Raw genomic sequence first — 17,266 nt, forward strand, 5'->3', positions numbered from 1 at the left:
AGAAAAGTAATGTCTGAGAAACAAAAGATACTTATAGTGGACGATGATGAGGATATATCCGAGCTTATATCGCTCTATCTCGTGAAAGAATGCTACGATACAAAGAGGGCAGAGGACGGTGAGGTGGCTCTTACCCTGTTTAAGGAGTATCAGCCTGACCTTATCCTGCTAGACCTTATGCTTCCGGGAAAGGATGGCTATGATGTGTGCAGGGAGATTAGGAAAACCTCGAAAGTGCCTATCATTATGCTGTCCGCAAAGGGAGAAATCTTTGATAAGGTGTTAGGCTTAGAGCTTGGTGCTGATGACTATATGATTAAGCCCTTTGACTCAAAAGAGCTTGTAGCAAGGGTAAAGGCAGTACTTAGGAGATTTAGTACAGATGCAGGAGCCGGTAGCGACAATAAGGATTCTACAGGAGTAGAAGAAGATGCGAACATTAACAGAGTACGCTATGCGGATTTGGAAATAAACCTAACCAATTATTCTGTTACTTACTATGATAAAAGGGTGGATATGCCGCCTAAGGAGCTGGAGCTGTTTTATTTTCTGGCATCTCACCCAAATCAGGTATTTACAAGGGAACAGCTCCTTGACAGAATTTGGGGCTATGAGTACATAGGTGACACCAGAACAGTAGACGTCCATGTGAAAAGGCTTAGAAAGAAGATTAATGACCACGCAGAGTGGAGGCTTTCTACAGTTTGGGGTGTAGGATACAAGTTTGAAACATTGACAAGGAGTTAAGGGTAATGAAGAATCTTATAGTAGCCCAGTCAGGCGGGCCAACAGCGGCAATAAATGCGACTCTCACTGGGGTAATAAGGGAGTGGTGCAAAGAAAATAAGGGAGCAAAGGTATATGGCTCAAGATTTGGAGTAGAGGGGATATTAAAAGAAAATATTGTAGATTTGACGAAGCTTTCTGAAGATGATTTGGACAAGCTTATGCGTACACCTGCTTCAGCTCTTGGCTCCTGCCGTTACAGGCTTTCAGATCCAAAGGAAGATGAGACTGACTTTAAGAGGGTCGTGGAAGTATTTAGAAAATACGACATAGGACATTTTGTCTACATAGGTGGAAATGACTCGATGGACACAGTTTACAGGCTTTCGGAGTATTTTAACGAAAATAAAATAACAGACATTACTGTAAATGGTGCTCCTAAGACCATAGATAATGACTTAAATGGTATAGACCACTGCCCGGGCTTTGGCTCTACTGCAAAATACATAGCTACTGTGTGCCACGAGCTTGCAAGGGAAGTAAAGGTCTATGACAGGGAAAACATCCTTATAGTCGAGATTATGGGAAGAAACGCGGGCTGGCTTACAGCCGCTGCGGCACTTGCAGCTGAAAAGGACAGCGAGGTTCCCTATCTCATTTACTTAAGCGAGGTCACCCTTTCTGTAGACAAATTTGTGGCTGACCTTAAGGAAGTGATGAAGAAGTCAAAGAATGTAATCGTTGCCTTAAGCGAGGGTACGGTTATAGAGCAGGCTGGTGGAAATGAAGCGGATGCAGAAGGAGAAGTAGATGCCTTTGGCCATAAGCAGCTTGCAGGAAATGGTAGGATACTTGAAAAGGTCCTAAAAGATGAGCTTAAATACAAGGCAAGATACATAGAACTAAGCCTTGTACAGCGCTGTGCATCGCACTGCCTCAGCGAGACCGATATAAGGGAGTCAGAAGAGCTTGGAAGAGTGGCTGTAAGACTTGGCCGTGAGGGGCTGTCAGGGAAGATGGCAAGACTTACAAGGGTTTCTGATGAGCCTTACAAGGTGGAATATTCATCAGTTGACATAGCAGAAGTTGCTAATCTTGAAAAGAAGGTTCCTCTTCAGTGGATAAATGAGGCTCACAATGGAGTTACAGAGGAGATGATGAAGTATTTAAGGCCTTTAGTCCAGGGAGAAATGAGTTGCAGATATAAGGATGGGGTACCGGATTATCTGGTTTTGTGATTTGAGATGGCTAATGTGATCTTTTGTCTTATTAAGTGACGCTCCTAACTTTTTTGCATTGCTCATAGGCTAAAGGTAGGAGCGTCACTTAGTTGATTTATAGTGCCCCACAACTTAAAACAACAGCTTACAGTCTGACATATCAATTTCCTTCATAATCCCTTCTCCAAAAGCCCCATTTGACACAATCACATCAAAATCAGAAAAATCAGCGAGCTTAAAATACCCCTCCTTGAACTCCTTGCTATTATCAAGCAAAAGCACAGTTTTGAAGGAGTTCTTTATCATTTCCTTCTTGCAGAGGGCTTGGGAATCATCACCCTCAAATATTCCCTGAGTTGTAATCGCCTTGCTTGATATGAAGGCTATGTCAGCACGGAAATTGCTGATAAAAGCAGAAGCATACTCTCCTATTATGGAGAGACTTTTGTTCTTTAGCACTCCCGGGCAGATGTAGCACTTGATATTAGGATAGGTATTTAACTGGCTTGCAATATTGATTCCGTTGGTTATAACAGTTAGATTGCTGTAAGGCTTTAAGTAAGGGATGAAAAGGCTTACAGTAGAAGAGGAATCAAGGAAGATGACCATGTTATCCTGCAAAAGGGTGCGGGCACGCTTGGCAAGAGTCATCTTCTTATCTGTATTTTCCATTTTTCTTATATTAATGGAATTCTCAGAAGAACTGGGAGAGACCAGGGTTATCCCACCATGATACCTCTTTATTATTCCCTCTTCCTCAAGGGTAATCAAATCCCTGCGCAAGGTGGACCTTGATACATAGAGCTTCTTGCACATATTTGTAATGTCGCCAACACCATTTCCGCTTGAAAGATAGGCTAAAATCTGTTTCTTTCGTTCAATATATTTCATAATCAGCCTCCATATCCCAGTTTAATAAATGCTGCTGATATCCTGATTTGTTATCTAATAATCAGCACAAAGGTTAGCATCTTGAACATATGCTCAAAATGTGTAACTTTATTACCACATATCAGCTACAGGTAGTATAACACTTTTTGTTCATAAATCAAAGGAAAAATAAATCAAAATGAACATTTTAGAACAAAAATGAATCAAAAACAGATATTTTAAAAAATAAATTCAACTAAATCTCCAAGTATAGCTAAAATATTCATAATATGTTATTATCAGTTCAGATGATTAGTAAAAAACTACAAAGAAATTTAAGATCATCTCAAAAAATTCATAAAAATATAGTAAAAAATAAACCGGATTTATATTTATTGAAGGAGCATATATGAAAAAAGCACTGGCAATAGATATGGGAGCCACCTCGATAAGAGGGATAATAGGCTATATTGAGGATGGCAAGATAAAGCTTGAAGAGGTTATGAGATTCTCTCATGAAATAAAAAGTTCAAATGGAAGGCTTCGTTGGGATTTTGATGAACTTGTAAGGAAAATCGTGGAAACCATAAAGGAAAACGGACACGAGATATCTTCGGTGGGCATAGACACCTGGGGAGTTGACTTCGGCCTGGTAGATAAAGAAGGAAAGCTGGTTGAGCCTCCTGTCTGTTACAGGGATCCAAAGCATCAGGAAGGCTATGAGGAAGCCTTAAAGAGCCTTAGTGAGAAGGAAATATTTGCTGAAACAGGAACTCAGATTATGAGTATAAATACCCTTTTTCAGTTATTGGCATTTAAGAAGCTTAATCCGGATGGCTATGAAAAGGCTTATAAGCTGCTTATGATGCCTGATTTGATACAGTATCTCTTAACCGGCAATATGACAGGTGAAGAAACCATACTATCAACCACTCAGATACTTAATCTTAAAACAGGAGATTATAGCGATAAACTGCTTGAGACTTATGGCCTAGATAAAAACAAGCTTCCAAAGATAACAAAGGCTGGCTCTATCACAGGCAATATTAAGACAGGGCTTATAGATGAACTAAAAGACCTGGATGTAGATGTAGTTTCAGTCTGTGGTCACGATACAGCTAGTGCAGTCTTGCTTACCAAGGTAATGACGGATGCAGACACGATGTTCCTTAGCTGCGGCACCTGGTCACTCTTTGGAATAAGGGTAGAAAGCCCTGATTTATCTGAGAGAGCCTATGAAAAGGGACTTACTAATGAGCTGGGCTTTGATTCTACTCCGCTTTTATTTAAGAATCTTACAGGGCTTTATCTGCTTGAAAAATATAAGAGTGCTTTCGAGAAAAAGCTTGGAAAAAAGCTTGAGTTTGATGAGATTACAGCCTATGTGGAAGAGTCGCTTAAGAAGGAAGAGATCATAACCAATCTGATAGATATGGAAGATCCTAGATTTGGTAGTGAAGAGGCTGATGCCAAAGAAGTAATAGATGAGTTTCTTAGAGAAAAGGGGCTTGCACTTCCTGAGAATGAAATGGACTATTTCAGAGTTATCTATGAGAGCATGGTAAAGAAATACCTTGAAGTAAAAACCGCCCTTGAAGAAATATCGGTCAAAAAGTATAAGAAGGTTCATATGATAGGCGGTGGGGCAAAGTCTTCACTTCTTTGCAAGCTGATAGCTAAAAGACTAGATGTAAGCATTACAGCGGGACCTTATGAGGCTTCAGCTCTTGGTAATATTATAGTTCAGTTGAAGGCACTCGGAGAAATTAAGAGTATCGAAGAGGGGCTTGAGGCTGCTTATAAATCGCAGGAAATGAAAACATACTAACATACATATTTTAAGGAGGAAAATGACATGAGTTATCCAAAAATTGGCATTAGACCAACAATTGACGGCCGCTGGGGCGGTGTTAGAGAGGCGCTTGAGGACCAGACAATGGGAATGGCTAATAGAGCTAAAAAGCTTATTGAGAGCGAACTTAAATATCCTGACGGAACACCTGTACAGTGTGTGATTTCACCTTGTACTATAGGTGGTGGCGGCGAGGCTGCTAAATGTGATGAGTTTTTCTCAACTCAGAACGTAGTTGGTACCCTTACAGTAACACCTTGCTGGTGCTACGGTACAGAGACCATGGACTTAAACCCTAACACGATAAAGGCAGTATGGGGATTTAATGGAACTGAGAGACCTGGTGCTGTTTATCTTGCAGCAGTTATGGCTGCTTATGCACAGAGAGGACTTCCTGCATTTTCAATTTATGGGCACGAAGTTCAGGACAAGAATGATGAGACTATTACAGAAGATGTAAAGAAGAAGATACTTGACTTTGCAAGAGGCGCAATTGCAGTGGGCCTTATGAAGAATAAGTCCTATGTAAACCTTGGTTCAGTATCTATGGGTATTGCTGGTTCAGTTGTAAATGTAGATTTCTTCCAGAAATATCTCGGAATGAGAACTGAGTGGGTAGACATGACTGAGATTCTAAGAAGAATCGAGCTTGAAATCTACGACCACGAAGAATATGAGAGAGCTCTTAAGTGGGTTCGTGAGAACTGCAAAGAGGGCTACAATACCAATGCAGGAAAGGATTTCCCTGAGATTATTAAGAAATCCAGATGGATACCTGAGGAGAAGCAGTGGGAGTTCTGCGTGAAGCATGCACTTGTAGTAAGAGACATTCTTAAGGGCAATCCAAAGCTTGCAGAAATCGGCTGGCACGAGGAGTCACTTGGTAGAAATGCTATAGCAGGCGGTTTCCAGGGACAGAGAATGTGGACAGACTGGCTTCCAAATGCTGACTTTACAGAGGCTATTACAGCTTCAGGCTTTGACTGGAATGGCAAGAGAGAGCCTATTCCATTTGCAACTGAGAATGACACACTTAACGGTGTATCTATGATGCTTGGATGGCTTGTAACCAATAAAGCAGCAATCTTTAGTGATGTAAGAACATATTGGTCACCTGAGTCTGTTGAGAGAGTAACAGGAAAGAAACTTACAGGTAAGGCCGCAAACGGTATTATGCACCTTATTAACTCAGGAGCAAGCTGCTTGGACGGTTCAGCTGCAGCTAAGAATGAAAAGGGCGAAGGCTGCATGAAGGAGTGGTGGAACCTTACAGATGAGGATATCAAGGCTCTTACAGAGGCTACTGACTGGTGCAGAGCGAACTATGAGTACTTCAGAGGAGGCGGCTTCTCATCGCACTTTAAGACAGCAGCGGAGATGCCTGTTACTATGATTAGAACAAATATTGTTGAGGGTGTAGGACCTACCTTGCAGATAATTGAGGGTTATACCTGTGTACTTGAAGATGATGTACATAAGGTACTCGATGAGAGAACAGACAGAAGCTGGCCAACAACCTGGTTTGCACCAAATCTTTCAACCAAGTCAGCAGACAGCGTTTACAATGTAATGGCTAAGTGGGGTGCTAACCACGGAGCAACAGTTCATGGCCACGTAGGTGACAGACTTATAACTCTTGCTTCTATGCTTAGAATTCCTGTTGCTTTCCACAATGTAACTGAGGATAGAATCTTCAGACCACATTCATTTAATGGATTTGGAACTACAGATTTAGAGAGCCAGGATTTCAGAGCTTGTGCTTATTACGGACCGCTCTACAGATAAAACGATGTTTATGATATAAGAGATAAATGGCGTTTGCTGTCAAAAGCTTTGATAGCAAACGCTAAAAAGAAAATAGAAGCGGTCTTATGACCAGCGGAGGATGATGTTATGTTAATGGAAAAAGCTAGAGAGGAGCTTGTGAAATATGGTAAGAAGCTGGTGACTGCCGGACTTACCAAGGGAACAGGCGGAAACTTAAGCGTATTTGATAGAGAGAACAAGATGGTGGCTATTACTCCTTCAGGAATTGACTTCTTTGAGATTCAGCCTGAGGATATAGTAATAATCGACCTGGACGGAAAGACAATAGAGGGCACACGCACACCTTCTTCAGAATGGGAAATGCACCTTATGCCTTATAGGACAAGGGATGACATAGATGCAGTTATCCACGCACATGTTATGTACACAACTGTACTGGCATGCCTCAGGGAAGAGCTTCCTGCAACTCACTATATGATAGCAGTAGCAGGACCTACAGTTAGATGTGCAGAATACGCAACCTACGGTTCACACGAACTTGCTGTAAATGCTTGTAAGGCAATGGAAGATAGAAAGGCAGTTATCCTTGCCAACCACGGAGTGCTTGCAGGAGCAAATGACCTCCTCAATGCATTTAACATAGTTGAAGAGATTGAGTACTGCTCAGAAGTCTATGTAAAGGCAAGAAGTATAGGCAATCCTGTTGTACTTCCGCCTGAAGAGATGACACTTATGGCTGAGAAGTTTAAGACTTACGGACAGAAGAAGAGTATAAGAGAATAGCTTTTGCTAAGGAGTTAATATGGGTGATTTAATACTTTCAATGAAAGGAATTACCAAATCCTTCTCAGGCGTTGCAGCACTTAAAAATGCAGCACTAGACCTAAAGGCGGGTGAGGTAGTTGCCCTGATGGGAGAAAATGGAGCCGGCAAATCTACTCTTATGAAGATTTTGACCGGTATATATTCAAAAGATTCCGGTGAAATACAGTATATGGGACAGGAGGTCTGTTTTAAGGGACCTGCTGAATCTGAGGAAGCAGGAATCTCCATTGTTCATCAGGAGCTTAACATGATGAACGACCTGACAGTAGCTCAGAATCTTTTTATTGGACGCGAAGAAATGAATGGATTTTTAATAGACGATAAGAAGATGAATGAGAAGGCCAGAGAGTTATTCAAGGTATTGAAGATAGACATCAATCCTGCTGAAAAAATCGGTAATCTGACTGTAGGAAAGCAGCAGATGGTGGAGATTGCAAAAGCAATATCTTCAAAGGCTAAGGTAATTATCTTTGATGAGCCTACTGCAGCTCTTACAGACTCTGAGATAGAGGAACTTTTTAAGGTAATAAGAGACTTGAAAAAGCAGGGAACCGGCATGGTTTACATATCTCACAGAATGGATGAGATCAATGTTATATCAGACAGAGTTATAGTAATGAGAGATGGTGAATATGTAGGAACCCTCATTACAAAAGAATGCTGCAAGGATGATATCATCAAGCTGATGGTAGGTAGAGCCATATTTGGCGAGCCTAAGACAGCTTCAAATGTAGCAAAAGATGCGCCTGTAGTGCTTAAATGCGAGAACCTAAACAGAGGTAAGGCGGTTAAGGATGTAAGCTTCGAGCTTAGAAAAGGTGAAATACTTGGCTTCTCAGGCCTTATGGGAGCAGGCCGTACAGAGGTTGCCAGACTTATCTTTGGTGCAGATAAAAAGGATTCCGGCAAGATATTTATAAATGGCAAGGAAGTCGCTATAAACACTCCGCAGGATGCAGTAGCACATGGTATAGGCTATCTCTCTGAGGATAGAAAGCGCTATGGTCTTATAGTTGATAAGTCAGTAGAGGAAAATACAGTTATTTCTTCGTTAAACAACTTTGTAAAGGGATTTTTCATAGATAAGGCAAAGAGCAAGGAAGTTTCGAGGAAATATGTAGAGAGCCTTAAGACAAAGACTCCTAGCGTATCACAGCTAGTTAAGAAGCTTTCCGGCGGCAATCAACAGAAGGTGGTTATAGCTAAATGGTTGGTGAAAAACTCTGATATCCTTATTTTTGACGAGCCTACAAGAGGTATAGACGTGGGTGCTAAGAGTGAAATCTATGCACTTATGGAAAGCCTCGCAAAAGAAGGAAAATCCATAATAATGATATCCTCAGAGCTTCCTGAGGTACTTCGTATGAGCGATAGGGTAATTGTAATGTGCGAAGGAAGAATTACAGGAATTTTGGATATCGCAGAGGCGAATCAGGAAGTCATTATGCAGTCTGCTACAAAACGTTAAGGGGAGAGTAACCATGGATATTAAAAAAATATTTTCTAATCAGCGTACAATAGTTATAGCTGCACTGGTACTTATTTGTATAGCATTTGCAGCCATTACACCTGATAAATTTTTACAGATAACAACTTTTACCAATATTGCAAAATCTGCATATTATGTGGCATTTATGGCAATTGGTGTTACCTTTGTTATCGGAACCGGAGGCATAGACCTCTCAATAGGTACAATAGCAATCTGTTCAGCCCTCATAGGTGGAACCCTTATGGAAAAGGGTGTTCCAATGGGTATCGTACTTCTTGTGATCCTTTTAAGTGGTGCATTTTTTGGACTTCTCAACGGACTGATGGTTGCGAAAATGGGATTGCCGGCATTTATAGCCACCCTCGGTACGATGATGATGTCAAGAGGTCTTGGCTCAATCGTATCAGGAACTAAGACAATATCTTTCCCACAGGGAGATTCAGCAGGAGCTTGGTTTAGAGAGTTCTTTATGATAACAAAGGACGGTGGAATCTTACCTAAGAATTTCCCTACAGGTTTTGTGCTTCTTGCGGTGATTGCGGTAGTTATGGCTCTTATCTTAAATAAAACAAAGACAGGACGCTACATCCTTTCAATCGGATCAAACAAAGAAGCTACAAGACTTTCAGGTATCAACGTAGTTAAGTATGAGACACTTGCCTATGTATTCTCAGGCTTATTCGCAGCACTTGCAGGTATTGCTTATGTAGCGGTATTTACAACAGCACAGCCAAATACAGGTAATGGTTTTGAGCTTGATGCAATCGCAGGTGTAGTTATCGGTGGTACATCTCTTGCAGGTGGTGTAGGTACCATACTTGGAACTATAGTAGGTGTCTTCATTATGACAGTGTTAAAGATTGGTTTCCCTTATATAGGAGTACAGTCGCATTATCAGCTCTTCATCACAGGTATCATCCTTATCTTTGCGGTATATATGGATGTACTTAACAGAAAGAGAGGAAAATAGTCAGTAATAACTTAGAACCTATTAATTCCAAATCACTCAAATATTAAAGGGTGTGAAAATTTGGATTAATACAATAAAGGAGGAAAACAGATGAAAACAAGGAAACTTATGGCGGCACTTCTTAGCACAGTTATGGTAGTATCAGCGCTTACAGCCTGTGGCGGAAGCGGTAACAAAACTACTTCAACAAAGTCAGCTACCAGTGCAAAGTCAAGCGCTACAAGCACAACAAGTACCGCTAGCTCAGCAAAGTCAAGTGCAGCAGCAAGTACAACAACAGATGGCGGTTCAAAGCACATTGACGTTATCGCAAAGGGCTTCCAGCATCAGTTCTGGAAAGCAGTTGAGCTTGGTACACAGAACGCTGCTAAGGAGTTTGGTGTTGAGGTTACCTTCCAGGGACCTGACAATGAATCAGCTATTGCACAGCAGGTAGAATACTTAAACACTGCTATAGCTAAAAAGCCTACAGCTATCTGTCTTGCAGCCCTTGACACTAAGGCAAGTATCTCATCCATCCAGTCAGCTATGGAAGCAGGCATCCCTATTATCGGATTTGACTCAGGTGTACCTGATGCTCCAGAAGGCGCTATCAAGGCTAATGCTTCTACAAACAACGCAGTAGCTGGCGCTTTGGCAGCAGAAGAGCTTTATAAGTTAATCGAGTCAAAGATTAAGGCTGCTAAAGAGCCGGTAAGAATCGGTGTAGTAGCGCAAGAGTCCAACTCACAGTCCATCGTTGAGAGAACAAAGGGATTTGTTGAGAAGATGACAGAGCTTTGCGGTGCAGACAATGTATCAGTAGAGGGACATGACAGCTTAAAGAATGAGAAGGCTGGAGCTAAGGTAGTTATCGATGTAGGTATCCCTGCAGAAGTTAAGGATGTAGATGCAGCTGCAGTTGCTTCTGCTATACTTGAGAAGAAAGATCTTATAGCTATTTACGGTTCTAATGAGTTTGCAGCAAATGCTATAATCACAGCTAACGAAGGTCTTGATAAGCTAGGCGCTGACAAGGTAATCGCAGTTGGTTTTGATGCAGGAAAGAAGCTTCTTGATGCAGTTAGAGCTAAGACATTTGCAGGTGCTGTAACACAGGATCCTGTACAGATTGGTTACCAGGCAGTTAAACTTGCTGTAGAAGCAGCTGATGGCAAGAGTGTATCAGATGTAGATACAGGTGCTAAGTGGTACAACGCTGACAATATGGACGCAGACGATATTAAGCCTTGCTTATATGAGTAAATATGTGGTAAAATAATAACAACAAGGGGTGTCTTATACTTAGGCACCCCCTTATGTAAGGATTATGTGTTAAAACATTCACAAACAATTGATTATTAGGAAGGAAGAAGATATGTTAAAAAATATTCCTAAGATACTATCGCCTGAGCTTTTGGCGGCACTCTGCGAAATGGGACATTCTGACAGACTTGTAATATCAGACGGCAATTTCCCGGCTCATACCATGGGCAAAAATGCTAAGGTAATAAGGCTTGACGGACATGGAGTACCAGAGGTACTAGATGCTATACTAAAGCTATTTCCGCTTGACACCTATACTGAAAAGTCTGTTTCTCTTATGGAGAAGGTACCTGGAGATACTGTAGAAACCCCTATATGGAAGGAGTTTGAGGAGATAGTGGCAAAATACGATGAGCGTGGCAAAAAAACCATTGGTTTCATCGAAAGATTTCAGTTTTATGAGGAGGCTAAGACCTCTTATCTCATAATAGCAACTTCTGAAAAGGCTCTATATGCAAATATAATGTTGCAGAAGGGTGTAGTTACAGACTAAGGTCTGAGAAAATGGAGGAAAAAAAGATGGCGAACAAAATTGTATTGAACGAGACTTCTTATCATGGAGCAGGTGCAATCAAGGAGATTACTGTAGAGGCTAAGAACAGAGGCTTTGGGAAGGCTTTTGTATGTTCAGATCCTGATCTTATCAAGTTCAATGTTACAAGCAAGGTAACAGACTTGCTTAAGGCTGAAAATATGGACTTTGAGATTTACTCTGAAATACAGCCAAATCCGACAATCGAAAATGTACAGGGCGGAGTAGCTGCATTTAAGAAGGCAGGAGCTGATTATATCATAGCTATCGGCGGCGGTTCTTCTATGGATACAGCTAAGGCTATAGGTATCATCATCACCAATCCTGAGTTTGAAGATGTAAGAAGCCTTGAGGGACTTTCAGCGACTAAAAACCCTTGTGTACCTATATTTGCAGTTCCTACAACAGCAGGTACAGCAGCAGAGGTTACTATCAACTATGTTATTACAGATGTAGAAAAGAAGCGTAAATTCGTATGTGTAGACCCACACGATATCCCTGTGGTTGCATTTGTAGACCCTGAGATGATGAGCTCAATGCCTAAGGGACTTACTGCTTCAACAGGTATGGATGCACTTACACACGCTATCGAGGGTTATACGACTCTTGGTGCAAATACAATTACAGATATGTTCAACTTAAAGGCTATCGAGCTTATTGCGAAGAGCCTTAGAGGAGCTGTTGAGAATACAAAGGAAGGCAGAGAGGGTATGGCACTTGGCCAGTATCTTACCGGTATGGGCTTCTCTAACTGCGGTCTTGGCATAGTTCATTCTATGGCACATTCCTTAGGTGCTGTATATGATACACCTCACGGAGTTGCTAATGCCATCCTCCTCCCTACGGTAATGGAGTACAACGCAGAGGCTACAGGAGAGAAGTTAAAAGATGTAGCCATCGCAATGGGCGTTGAAGGCGTAGAGAAGATGAGTCAGGAAGAGTATAGAAAGGCAGCAGTAGAGGCAGTAAAGCAGCTTTCTAAAGATGTAGGCATCCCTGCTGACCTCAAGGCTATAGTAAAGCCTGAGGACCTTGACTTCCTTACCCAGTCCGCTATGGATGATGCCTGCAGACCGGGAAATCCAAAGGAGCCTACATTTGAGGATATTAAGAATCTTTATCTTAAGCTTATGTAATTACTTATAAGATAATATTTTGCTCGAATTTACATAAAAAATAATTTATCCCTATCAAAACTGAAAGAAAATATATCAGGTTTTGATAGGGATTAATTTTGTACGTATCTTAGTCTGAAGTATTTTATCGGATAGTGGAATGGACTATTGTTTTTAGTGTATTACTTTATTCTATAGCTCCAGTTGTACAAGTGTAGCAGGCATTTCATGCTTAGCATTTACCTTATCCGGACCGGTAACAAGGTCAAAGCATGAAACTATAATTCTACCATCCCATACTATAGGTTCTCCCGGCTGATCAAGTCCTCCATCCACTCCGGTGCAGTCAGGGCTTTCAGCAATACGCTCCACCTTGCCGTCAGGAGTTACCTTTGCAATAGCATTTGCAGAGAAGTCGGCAATATAAAGATTTCCGTTATCATCAAAAATCATACCATCCGTACTCTGCAAATTTTTAGCATCCTGTGCAAATATTTTATTTTCAGCAAGGCTTCCATCTTCTTTGAAAGTCAGACGGTATACCGCACCATCACCAAAATTACCTACATATAGAGCGCCGTCAGGCCCAAATACAATACCGTCAGCTCCATACTGACAATCAGGATTTTCAGTTACAAAGGTTGCAAAGATATTTTCATCTTTCAGAGTATTGCTTATATGTATATCATGTTCATCTGTTCTAAATCTATAAACACAGCTTACCAGCTTGCCGTCCTCACGCTTCACAGGATGGAGATAGCTTTGTGTAACATACATATACCCATCTTTTATGCGGATACCGTTTGGATGTTCCATCCCATATGCCACCACAGTAGTCTCCAAAATTTCTCCGTCATCCGTAACCTTTAGCTTGAGTACACGTCCTTTATATATAAGATCAGGATGTTCACTCCAACCTTGATTATCACATAAATATACATTCCAATCGTCATCAAAGGCTATACCCATATTGCGGGCTATGCCTGTTTCAGGATGAACCGGAACATCAAACCATTTTGTTACATTTCCTTCTTTATCAAGGCGTACAACAACTCCGGACAAGTTATCTTCGGCATAATTCGGACAGGAAAGTACAAGATTTCCATGTCTGTCTATAGCCATCCCATCAGGCGTACATATATATTCAGGTAAAATACTGAAAAGTTTTGATTCTCTCATATTGCCTCCTACTAAAAATTTAATTAAGATTTTGCTCTAACATATTGCGTCAAACCTTAGTAAATGATTTTGAAATATTTATTTTTGATGATATTATTATTGCTAATCAAAGTCAACGTACAAAGCTAATGGTTTTGGGTAAAATGCAACACTCTTATCTATAGTCAATGAGGACAGAAACATTCCGCTTTTGGTATGGACATTTTCTTTTCAAAGGAATCTACCTTTGAGGATATCAAGAATCTGTATCTAAAGCTCAAGTAATTTAGCGTAATGGAATAAATGATATGATTTAGGCTTATTATGAATAATTGTCCCCTACTGAAATGAAATGTTTTGGTGGGGGATTTTTTTGAATTAAAATGCAGTTCAGGAAAAGGTGAATATAGCAGGACTTGAAATAGTGGAGGCAAGGATTACCTATCTGGCTTATGCTCCTGAAATAGCGTCTGCTATGCTTCAGAGGCAGCAGGCAACTATGGTTTCAAATCTCCTTGTAGTACTTTGTGGCAACCACGAAGCTCAGCCTGTAGTAAATTCGGAATTAAATCCAATAAATTAAATAATTAAGCTTATTTTCGGAATTAATTCCAAAGACTTTACAAAATAGAAATGTAGTGTTATTATTTATTGAGAGGAGGTGGCAAAGTGATAATTAGAGAAGAGTATTTAGATAAGCTAAAGGTGCTTAAGGATAAGAATATAATTAAGATTGTAACAGGAATCAGAAGATGCGGGAAATCCACATTGTTACTTCAGTTTAGGGATTGGCTCATAGAACAGGGTGTTAAGGAATCTCAAATAATTTTTATTAATTTTGAGGATTTAGAATATGAGGACTTAACCGATTATAGAAGTCTAAATAAATATATTAAAAAATGTTTGAAAAAAGATGTTAAGACATATATTTTCCTAGATGAGATTCAAAATGTAGATAAATTTCCTAAAGTGCTTGACAGCCTACAGTTAAATTCTGGTGTAGACTTGTATGTGACAGGCTCTAATGCCTACATGCTCTCAAGTGAGATAGCCACACTTATATCAGGAAGATATATACAGATTGAGATGCTGCCACTCTCATTTAAGGAATACTGCATTGCAAGGGATGGAAATGACGCCACAACAAAATACACAGACTACTTGTCAACGAGTTCATTCCCCTTTGTATTAGAGCTTGGCACCAACCTTAATATAGTTAGAGATTACTTGGAAAGTATTTATAATACGATTGTAATCAAGGATATTATGAATCGAAAACAGGTAACAGATTCAATGATGTTGCAAAGTGTTTTAAAATTCATCTTTGATAACATTGGCAATCCCCTTTCTATAAAAAAAATAGCGGATACTATGACTTCTGATGGCAGAAAGATTGACTCTAAGACGATAGAAAAATATCTTACATCCCTTAAAGAGTCCTATGTTATTTATCAGGCCAAAAGATATGATATAAAGGGAAAACAATATCTAAAAACATTAGACAAATATTATGTAGTTGATATAGGACTTCGATATATGCTTCTTGGCAAGCGTGCTATGGATGCAGGTCATATTCTTGAAAATATAATTTATCTTGAACTCCTTCGCAGAGGTTATGATGTCTACATAGGCAAAGTAGACTCATTTGAAGTGGACTTCGTTGCACAGAATCAAGATGGCAATCATTACTATCAGGTTGCATTGACTGTAAGAGATAAAGCCACATTGGAAAGAGAAATAAGACCTCTCCAAATGCTACAGGATGATTACCCCAAAGTAATACTTACTCTAGACGATGATCCGCAAAGAGACATAGAAGGCATCAAAATAATAAATGCCAGGGATTGGTTGCTAGGGGAGAGATAGATTTGGTATGGACATTTTCTTTTCAAAGGAATTTACCTTTGAGGACATCAAGAGCCTTTATCTTAAGCTTATGTAATTTGGCCTAATGGCATAAATGGTGTGATTTAGGCTTATTTGAATAATTATCCCCTGCTGAAATGAAATATTTTGGCGGGGGATTTTGACATGTGTAATTTATCTTGCAAAGTATTCACAAATCACTTGTTTTTTGCAGTTAGTTATATACTTTATGACAATATAGTGATAAAATTACGATAAGTAGTTTGATTGTTAGGGAGGTCGCTATGCAATTTGATTATGCACTTCTAAGTAATGAGGGAGAATTTACAATATTTCGTTATGGAGATAGTGTAATAAGATTTAAAGCACCGTATTCGTTAGAAAAATACACTGCGATAAAGGAATGGGATAAAGGCTATCTTGTTGTTATGGCTAAGTATAAACATAATAAAGAAAGTGAAGAGGAATACATTGATCTGATTCCAATACTGGAGAAGTTGTACATTGCGCCAGAGGAGTTTTTAAGACCAATTAAGGGGGTGAAGATAGAAGGTTAGCGTGTTCGAGAGAATGATGAAGCAATTTTCTATTCCTACAGCATAAAGTAAATAAAACATATGAGAGGTGATACTATGAACAAAATGAAAGTAAAAGTTATAAGTGTATTTATGGTTTTAATTCTGATGAGTGGATTCTTTATTCCGATTATAGCAGAGGGAGCTGAAAAAGGCCGCAAGGCAGTGGATGGCTCTCCTATTGTGGATTTTTATTACAATTCGGTAACAGATGGCAAATATCTATATTATAGTCCTGACTGGAGTTTTGGCTTAATTAAGAGAAATTTAAAGACGGGCAAAGAGGTTGTTATCTCAGAGAAGACTGGGGTTAGAAACCTTAGCATACATGGAAACAAAATTTATTTTTCTTACGCAGAGCCTAGCAGCATGAACTATAAACCCTCTATATTTAAAATGGATAAAGATGGTAAAAATATTAAGAAGCTGACATTAGGAGGGTCTCCATTAATAATTGGGAAATACATTTACTATATAGGAGGCAAACTGATAAATGAAGAAGGTGTGGGTAATATTTTTATATCTACGGGAATATATCGTATGACTTTGGATGGTAATAATAAAAAGAAGCTAATAAGTAAAGAAACACATGAAATATATGATATAGGGAAATGGGGAAGCAAAATCTACTATACAAAATATTCTGTTCCATATAAGAATTGTTATGATCTAAGTAACAATAATGTCATAGAAAAAATTATTCCTTCTGGTGAATATGATTTGAAAAGGAATAAGAGATTTAAAATTGGTAATGAAAATAAAGTATTGGAGGGAAGTTATAAGAATGGGAAATTCCATTATAAAACTATAGCGGTTTTTAAAGGAGAAAAGATAGAACAGATGGCACTCTGTGGCAATAACTTGATAGTATTTACAAGTAAATTTGGAGCAAATAATGGAGACGAAACCGGAAGGTTTTACATGATAAATAGTAAAGGCAAGAAGATACTGTTAAAAAAATGGTTCATTGCAGGTTAAAATTGATATGATAAAGGA

15 protein-coding genes and 1 pseudogene are annotated in these 17,266 nt (G+C 39.6%); 14 read left to right on the forward strand and 2 right to left on the reverse strand.

Annotated features, from left to right (window positions below; all coding sequences use genetic code 11):
- Window positions 1-9: 9 nt before the first annotated feature.
- Window positions 10-747: a response regulator gene (locus tag ACO6HM_RS08435; protein ID WP_485390629.1), complete on the forward strand. Its 738-nt coding sequence runs from the start codon at window positions 10-12 to the stop codon at window positions 745-747.
- A 5-nt stretch (window positions 748-752) separates the two neighbouring features.
- Complete coding sequence (locus tag ACO6HM_RS08440; RefSeq protein ID WP_485390630.1) at window positions 753-1,964, forward strand: 6-phosphofructokinase; 1,212 nt, start codon at window positions 753-755, stop codon at window positions 1,962-1,964.
- A 114-nt stretch (window positions 1,965-2,078) separates the two neighbouring features.
- Here ACO6HM_RS08440 and ACO6HM_RS08445 read toward each other — a convergent pair whose 3' ends face one another.
- Window positions 2,079-2,837: a DeoR/GlpR family DNA-binding transcription regulator gene (locus ACO6HM_RS08445; RefSeq protein ID WP_485390631.1), complete on the reverse strand. Its 759-nt coding sequence runs from the start codon at window positions 2,835-2,837 to the stop codon at window positions 2,079-2,081.
- Between the two features lie 388 nt (window positions 2,838-3,225).
- Here ACO6HM_RS08445 and ACO6HM_RS08450 point away from each other — a divergent pair, with 388 nt between their 5' ends.
- The 8 genes from ACO6HM_RS08450 (at window position 3,226) to fucO (ending at window position 12,692) form a co-directional block, all read left to right on the forward strand.
- A complete protein-coding gene (locus ACO6HM_RS08450) occupies window positions 3,226-4,644 on the forward strand; it encodes a rhamnulokinase (RefSeq protein WP_485390632.1) in 1,419 nt (472 codons plus the stop codon).
- Window positions 4,645-4,671: 27 nt separating this feature from the next.
- A complete protein-coding gene (locus ACO6HM_RS08455; RefSeq protein WP_485390633.1) occupies window positions 4,672-6,453 on the forward strand; it encodes an L-fucose isomerase in 1,782 nt (593 codons plus the stop codon).
- 108 nt (window positions 6,454-6,561) lie between these two features.
- On the forward strand, window positions 6,562-7,218 hold the full coding sequence (locus tag ACO6HM_RS08460; protein ID WP_485385649.1) for an L-fuculose-phosphate aldolase: 657 nt from the start codon (window positions 6,562-6,564) through the stop codon (window positions 7,216-7,218).
- A 19-nt stretch (window positions 7,219-7,237) separates the two neighbouring features.
- Window positions 7,238-8,728, forward strand: coding sequence for a sugar ABC transporter ATP-binding protein (locus ACO6HM_RS08465; protein ID WP_485390634.1), 1,491 nt, complete (start codon window positions 7,238-7,240; stop codon window positions 8,726-8,728).
- A gap of 13 nt (window positions 8,729-8,741) precedes the next feature.
- On the forward strand, window positions 8,742-9,719 hold the full coding sequence (locus ACO6HM_RS08470; protein ID WP_485390635.1) for an ABC transporter permease: 978 nt from the start codon (window positions 8,742-8,744) through the stop codon (window positions 9,717-9,719).
- Window positions 9,720-9,809: 90 nt separating this feature from the next.
- A complete protein-coding gene (locus tag ACO6HM_RS08475) occupies window positions 9,810-10,964 on the forward strand; it encodes a substrate-binding domain-containing protein (RefSeq protein ID WP_485390636.1) in 1,155 nt (384 codons plus the stop codon).
- Between the two features lie 112 nt (window positions 10,965-11,076).
- Window positions 11,077-11,517, forward strand: coding sequence for an RbsD/FucU family protein (locus ACO6HM_RS08480; protein WP_485390637.1), 441 nt, complete (start codon window positions 11,077-11,079; stop codon window positions 11,515-11,517).
- Between the two features lie 26 nt (window positions 11,518-11,543).
- Window positions 11,544-12,692 carry a lactaldehyde reductase gene (gene fucO, locus ACO6HM_RS08485; protein ID WP_485390638.1) on the forward strand — a complete coding sequence of 383 codons (1,149 nt, stop codon included), beginning with the start codon at window positions 11,544-11,546 and terminating at the stop codon, window positions 12,690-12,692.
- Between the two features lie 171 nt (window positions 12,693-12,863).
- On the opposite strand, the gene ACO6HM_RS08490 is transcribed toward fucO, so the two are convergent.
- Window positions 12,864-13,850 (reverse strand): SMP-30/gluconolactonase/LRE family protein, encoded by a 987-nt coding sequence (locus tag ACO6HM_RS08490; RefSeq protein ID WP_485390639.1) that lies wholly within the window; start codon window positions 13,848-13,850, stop codon window positions 12,864-12,866.
- A 367-nt stretch (window positions 13,851-14,217) separates the two neighbouring features.
- Between ACO6HM_RS08490 and ACO6HM_RS08495 the strand changes: the two are divergent.
- From ACO6HM_RS08495 to ACO6HM_RS08510, 4 genes and pseudogenes are all read left to right on the forward strand, one after another.
- Window positions 14,218-14,412, forward strand: a pseudogene (locus tag ACO6HM_RS08495) (SPFH domain-containing protein); the annotation flags it as partial.
- Window positions 14,413-14,498: 86 nt separating this feature from the next.
- Complete coding sequence (locus tag ACO6HM_RS08500) at window positions 14,499-15,695, forward strand: ATP-binding protein (RefSeq protein WP_485390640.1); 1,197 nt, start codon at window positions 14,499-14,501, stop codon at window positions 15,693-15,695.
- 284 nt (window positions 15,696-15,979) lie between these two features.
- Entirely contained in the window at window positions 15,980-16,252 is a 273-nt protein-coding gene (locus tag ACO6HM_RS08505; RefSeq protein WP_485390641.1) for a DUF7724 family protein, read from the forward strand.
- 75 nt (window positions 16,253-16,327) lie between these two features.
- Window positions 16,328-17,248, forward strand: coding sequence for a DUF5050 domain-containing protein (locus ACO6HM_RS08510; RefSeq protein WP_485390642.1), 921 nt, complete (start codon window positions 16,328-16,330; stop codon window positions 17,246-17,248).
- Window positions 17,249-17,266: the final 18 nt, after the last annotated feature.

Source organism: Catonella sp., from assembly GCF_057250765.1.

Excerpts from the sequence above, each read along its gene's own strand:
- ACO6HM_RS08505 (WP_485390641.1), top strand. The coding sequence starts at position 15,980 with ATGCAATTTGATTATGCACTTCTAAGTAATGAGGGAGAATTTACAATA.
- ACO6HM_RS08465 (WP_485390634.1), top strand. The coding sequence starts at position 7,238 with ATGGGTGATTTAATACTTTCAATGAAAGGAATTACCAAATCCTTCTCA.
- fucO (WP_485390638.1), top strand. The coding sequence starts at position 11,544 with ATGGCGAACAAAATTGTATTGAACGAGACTTCTTATCATGGAGCAGGT.
- ACO6HM_RS08475 (WP_485390636.1), top strand. The coding sequence starts at position 9,810 with ATGAAAACAAGGAAACTTATGGCGGCACTTCTTAGCACAGTTATGGTA.
- ACO6HM_RS08490 (WP_485390639.1), bottom strand. The coding sequence starts at position 13,850 with ATGAGAGAATCAAAACTTTTCAGTATTTTACCTGAATATATATGTACG.
- ACO6HM_RS08480 (WP_485390637.1), top strand. The coding sequence starts at position 11,077 with ATGTTAAAAAATATTCCTAAGATACTATCGCCTGAGCTTTTGGCGGCA.
- ACO6HM_RS08435 (WP_485390629.1), top strand. The coding sequence starts at position 10 with ATGTCTGAGAAACAAAAGATACTTATAGTGGACGATGATGAGGATATA.
- ACO6HM_RS08440 (WP_485390630.1), top strand. The coding sequence starts at position 753 with ATGAAGAATCTTATAGTAGCCCAGTCAGGCGGGCCAACAGCGGCAATA.
- ACO6HM_RS08445 (WP_485390631.1), bottom strand. The coding sequence starts at position 2,837 with ATGAAATATATTGAACGAAAGAAACAGATTTTAGCCTATCTTTCAAGC.
- ACO6HM_RS08455 (WP_485390633.1), top strand. The coding sequence starts at position 4,672 with ATGAGTTATCCAAAAATTGGCATTAGACCAACAATTGACGGCCGCTGG.
- ACO6HM_RS08460 (WP_485385649.1), top strand. The coding sequence starts at position 6,562 with ATGTTAATGGAAAAAGCTAGAGAGGAGCTTGTGAAATATGGTAAGAAG.
- ACO6HM_RS08450 (WP_485390632.1), top strand. The coding sequence starts at position 3,226 with ATGAAAAAAGCACTGGCAATAGATATGGGAGCCACCTCGATAAGAGGG.
- ACO6HM_RS08510 (WP_485390642.1), top strand. The coding sequence starts at position 16,328 with ATGAACAAAATGAAAGTAAAAGTTATAAGTGTATTTATGGTTTTAATT.
- ACO6HM_RS08470 (WP_485390635.1), top strand. The coding sequence starts at position 8,742 with ATGGATATTAAAAAAATATTTTCTAATCAGCGTACAATAGTTATAGCT.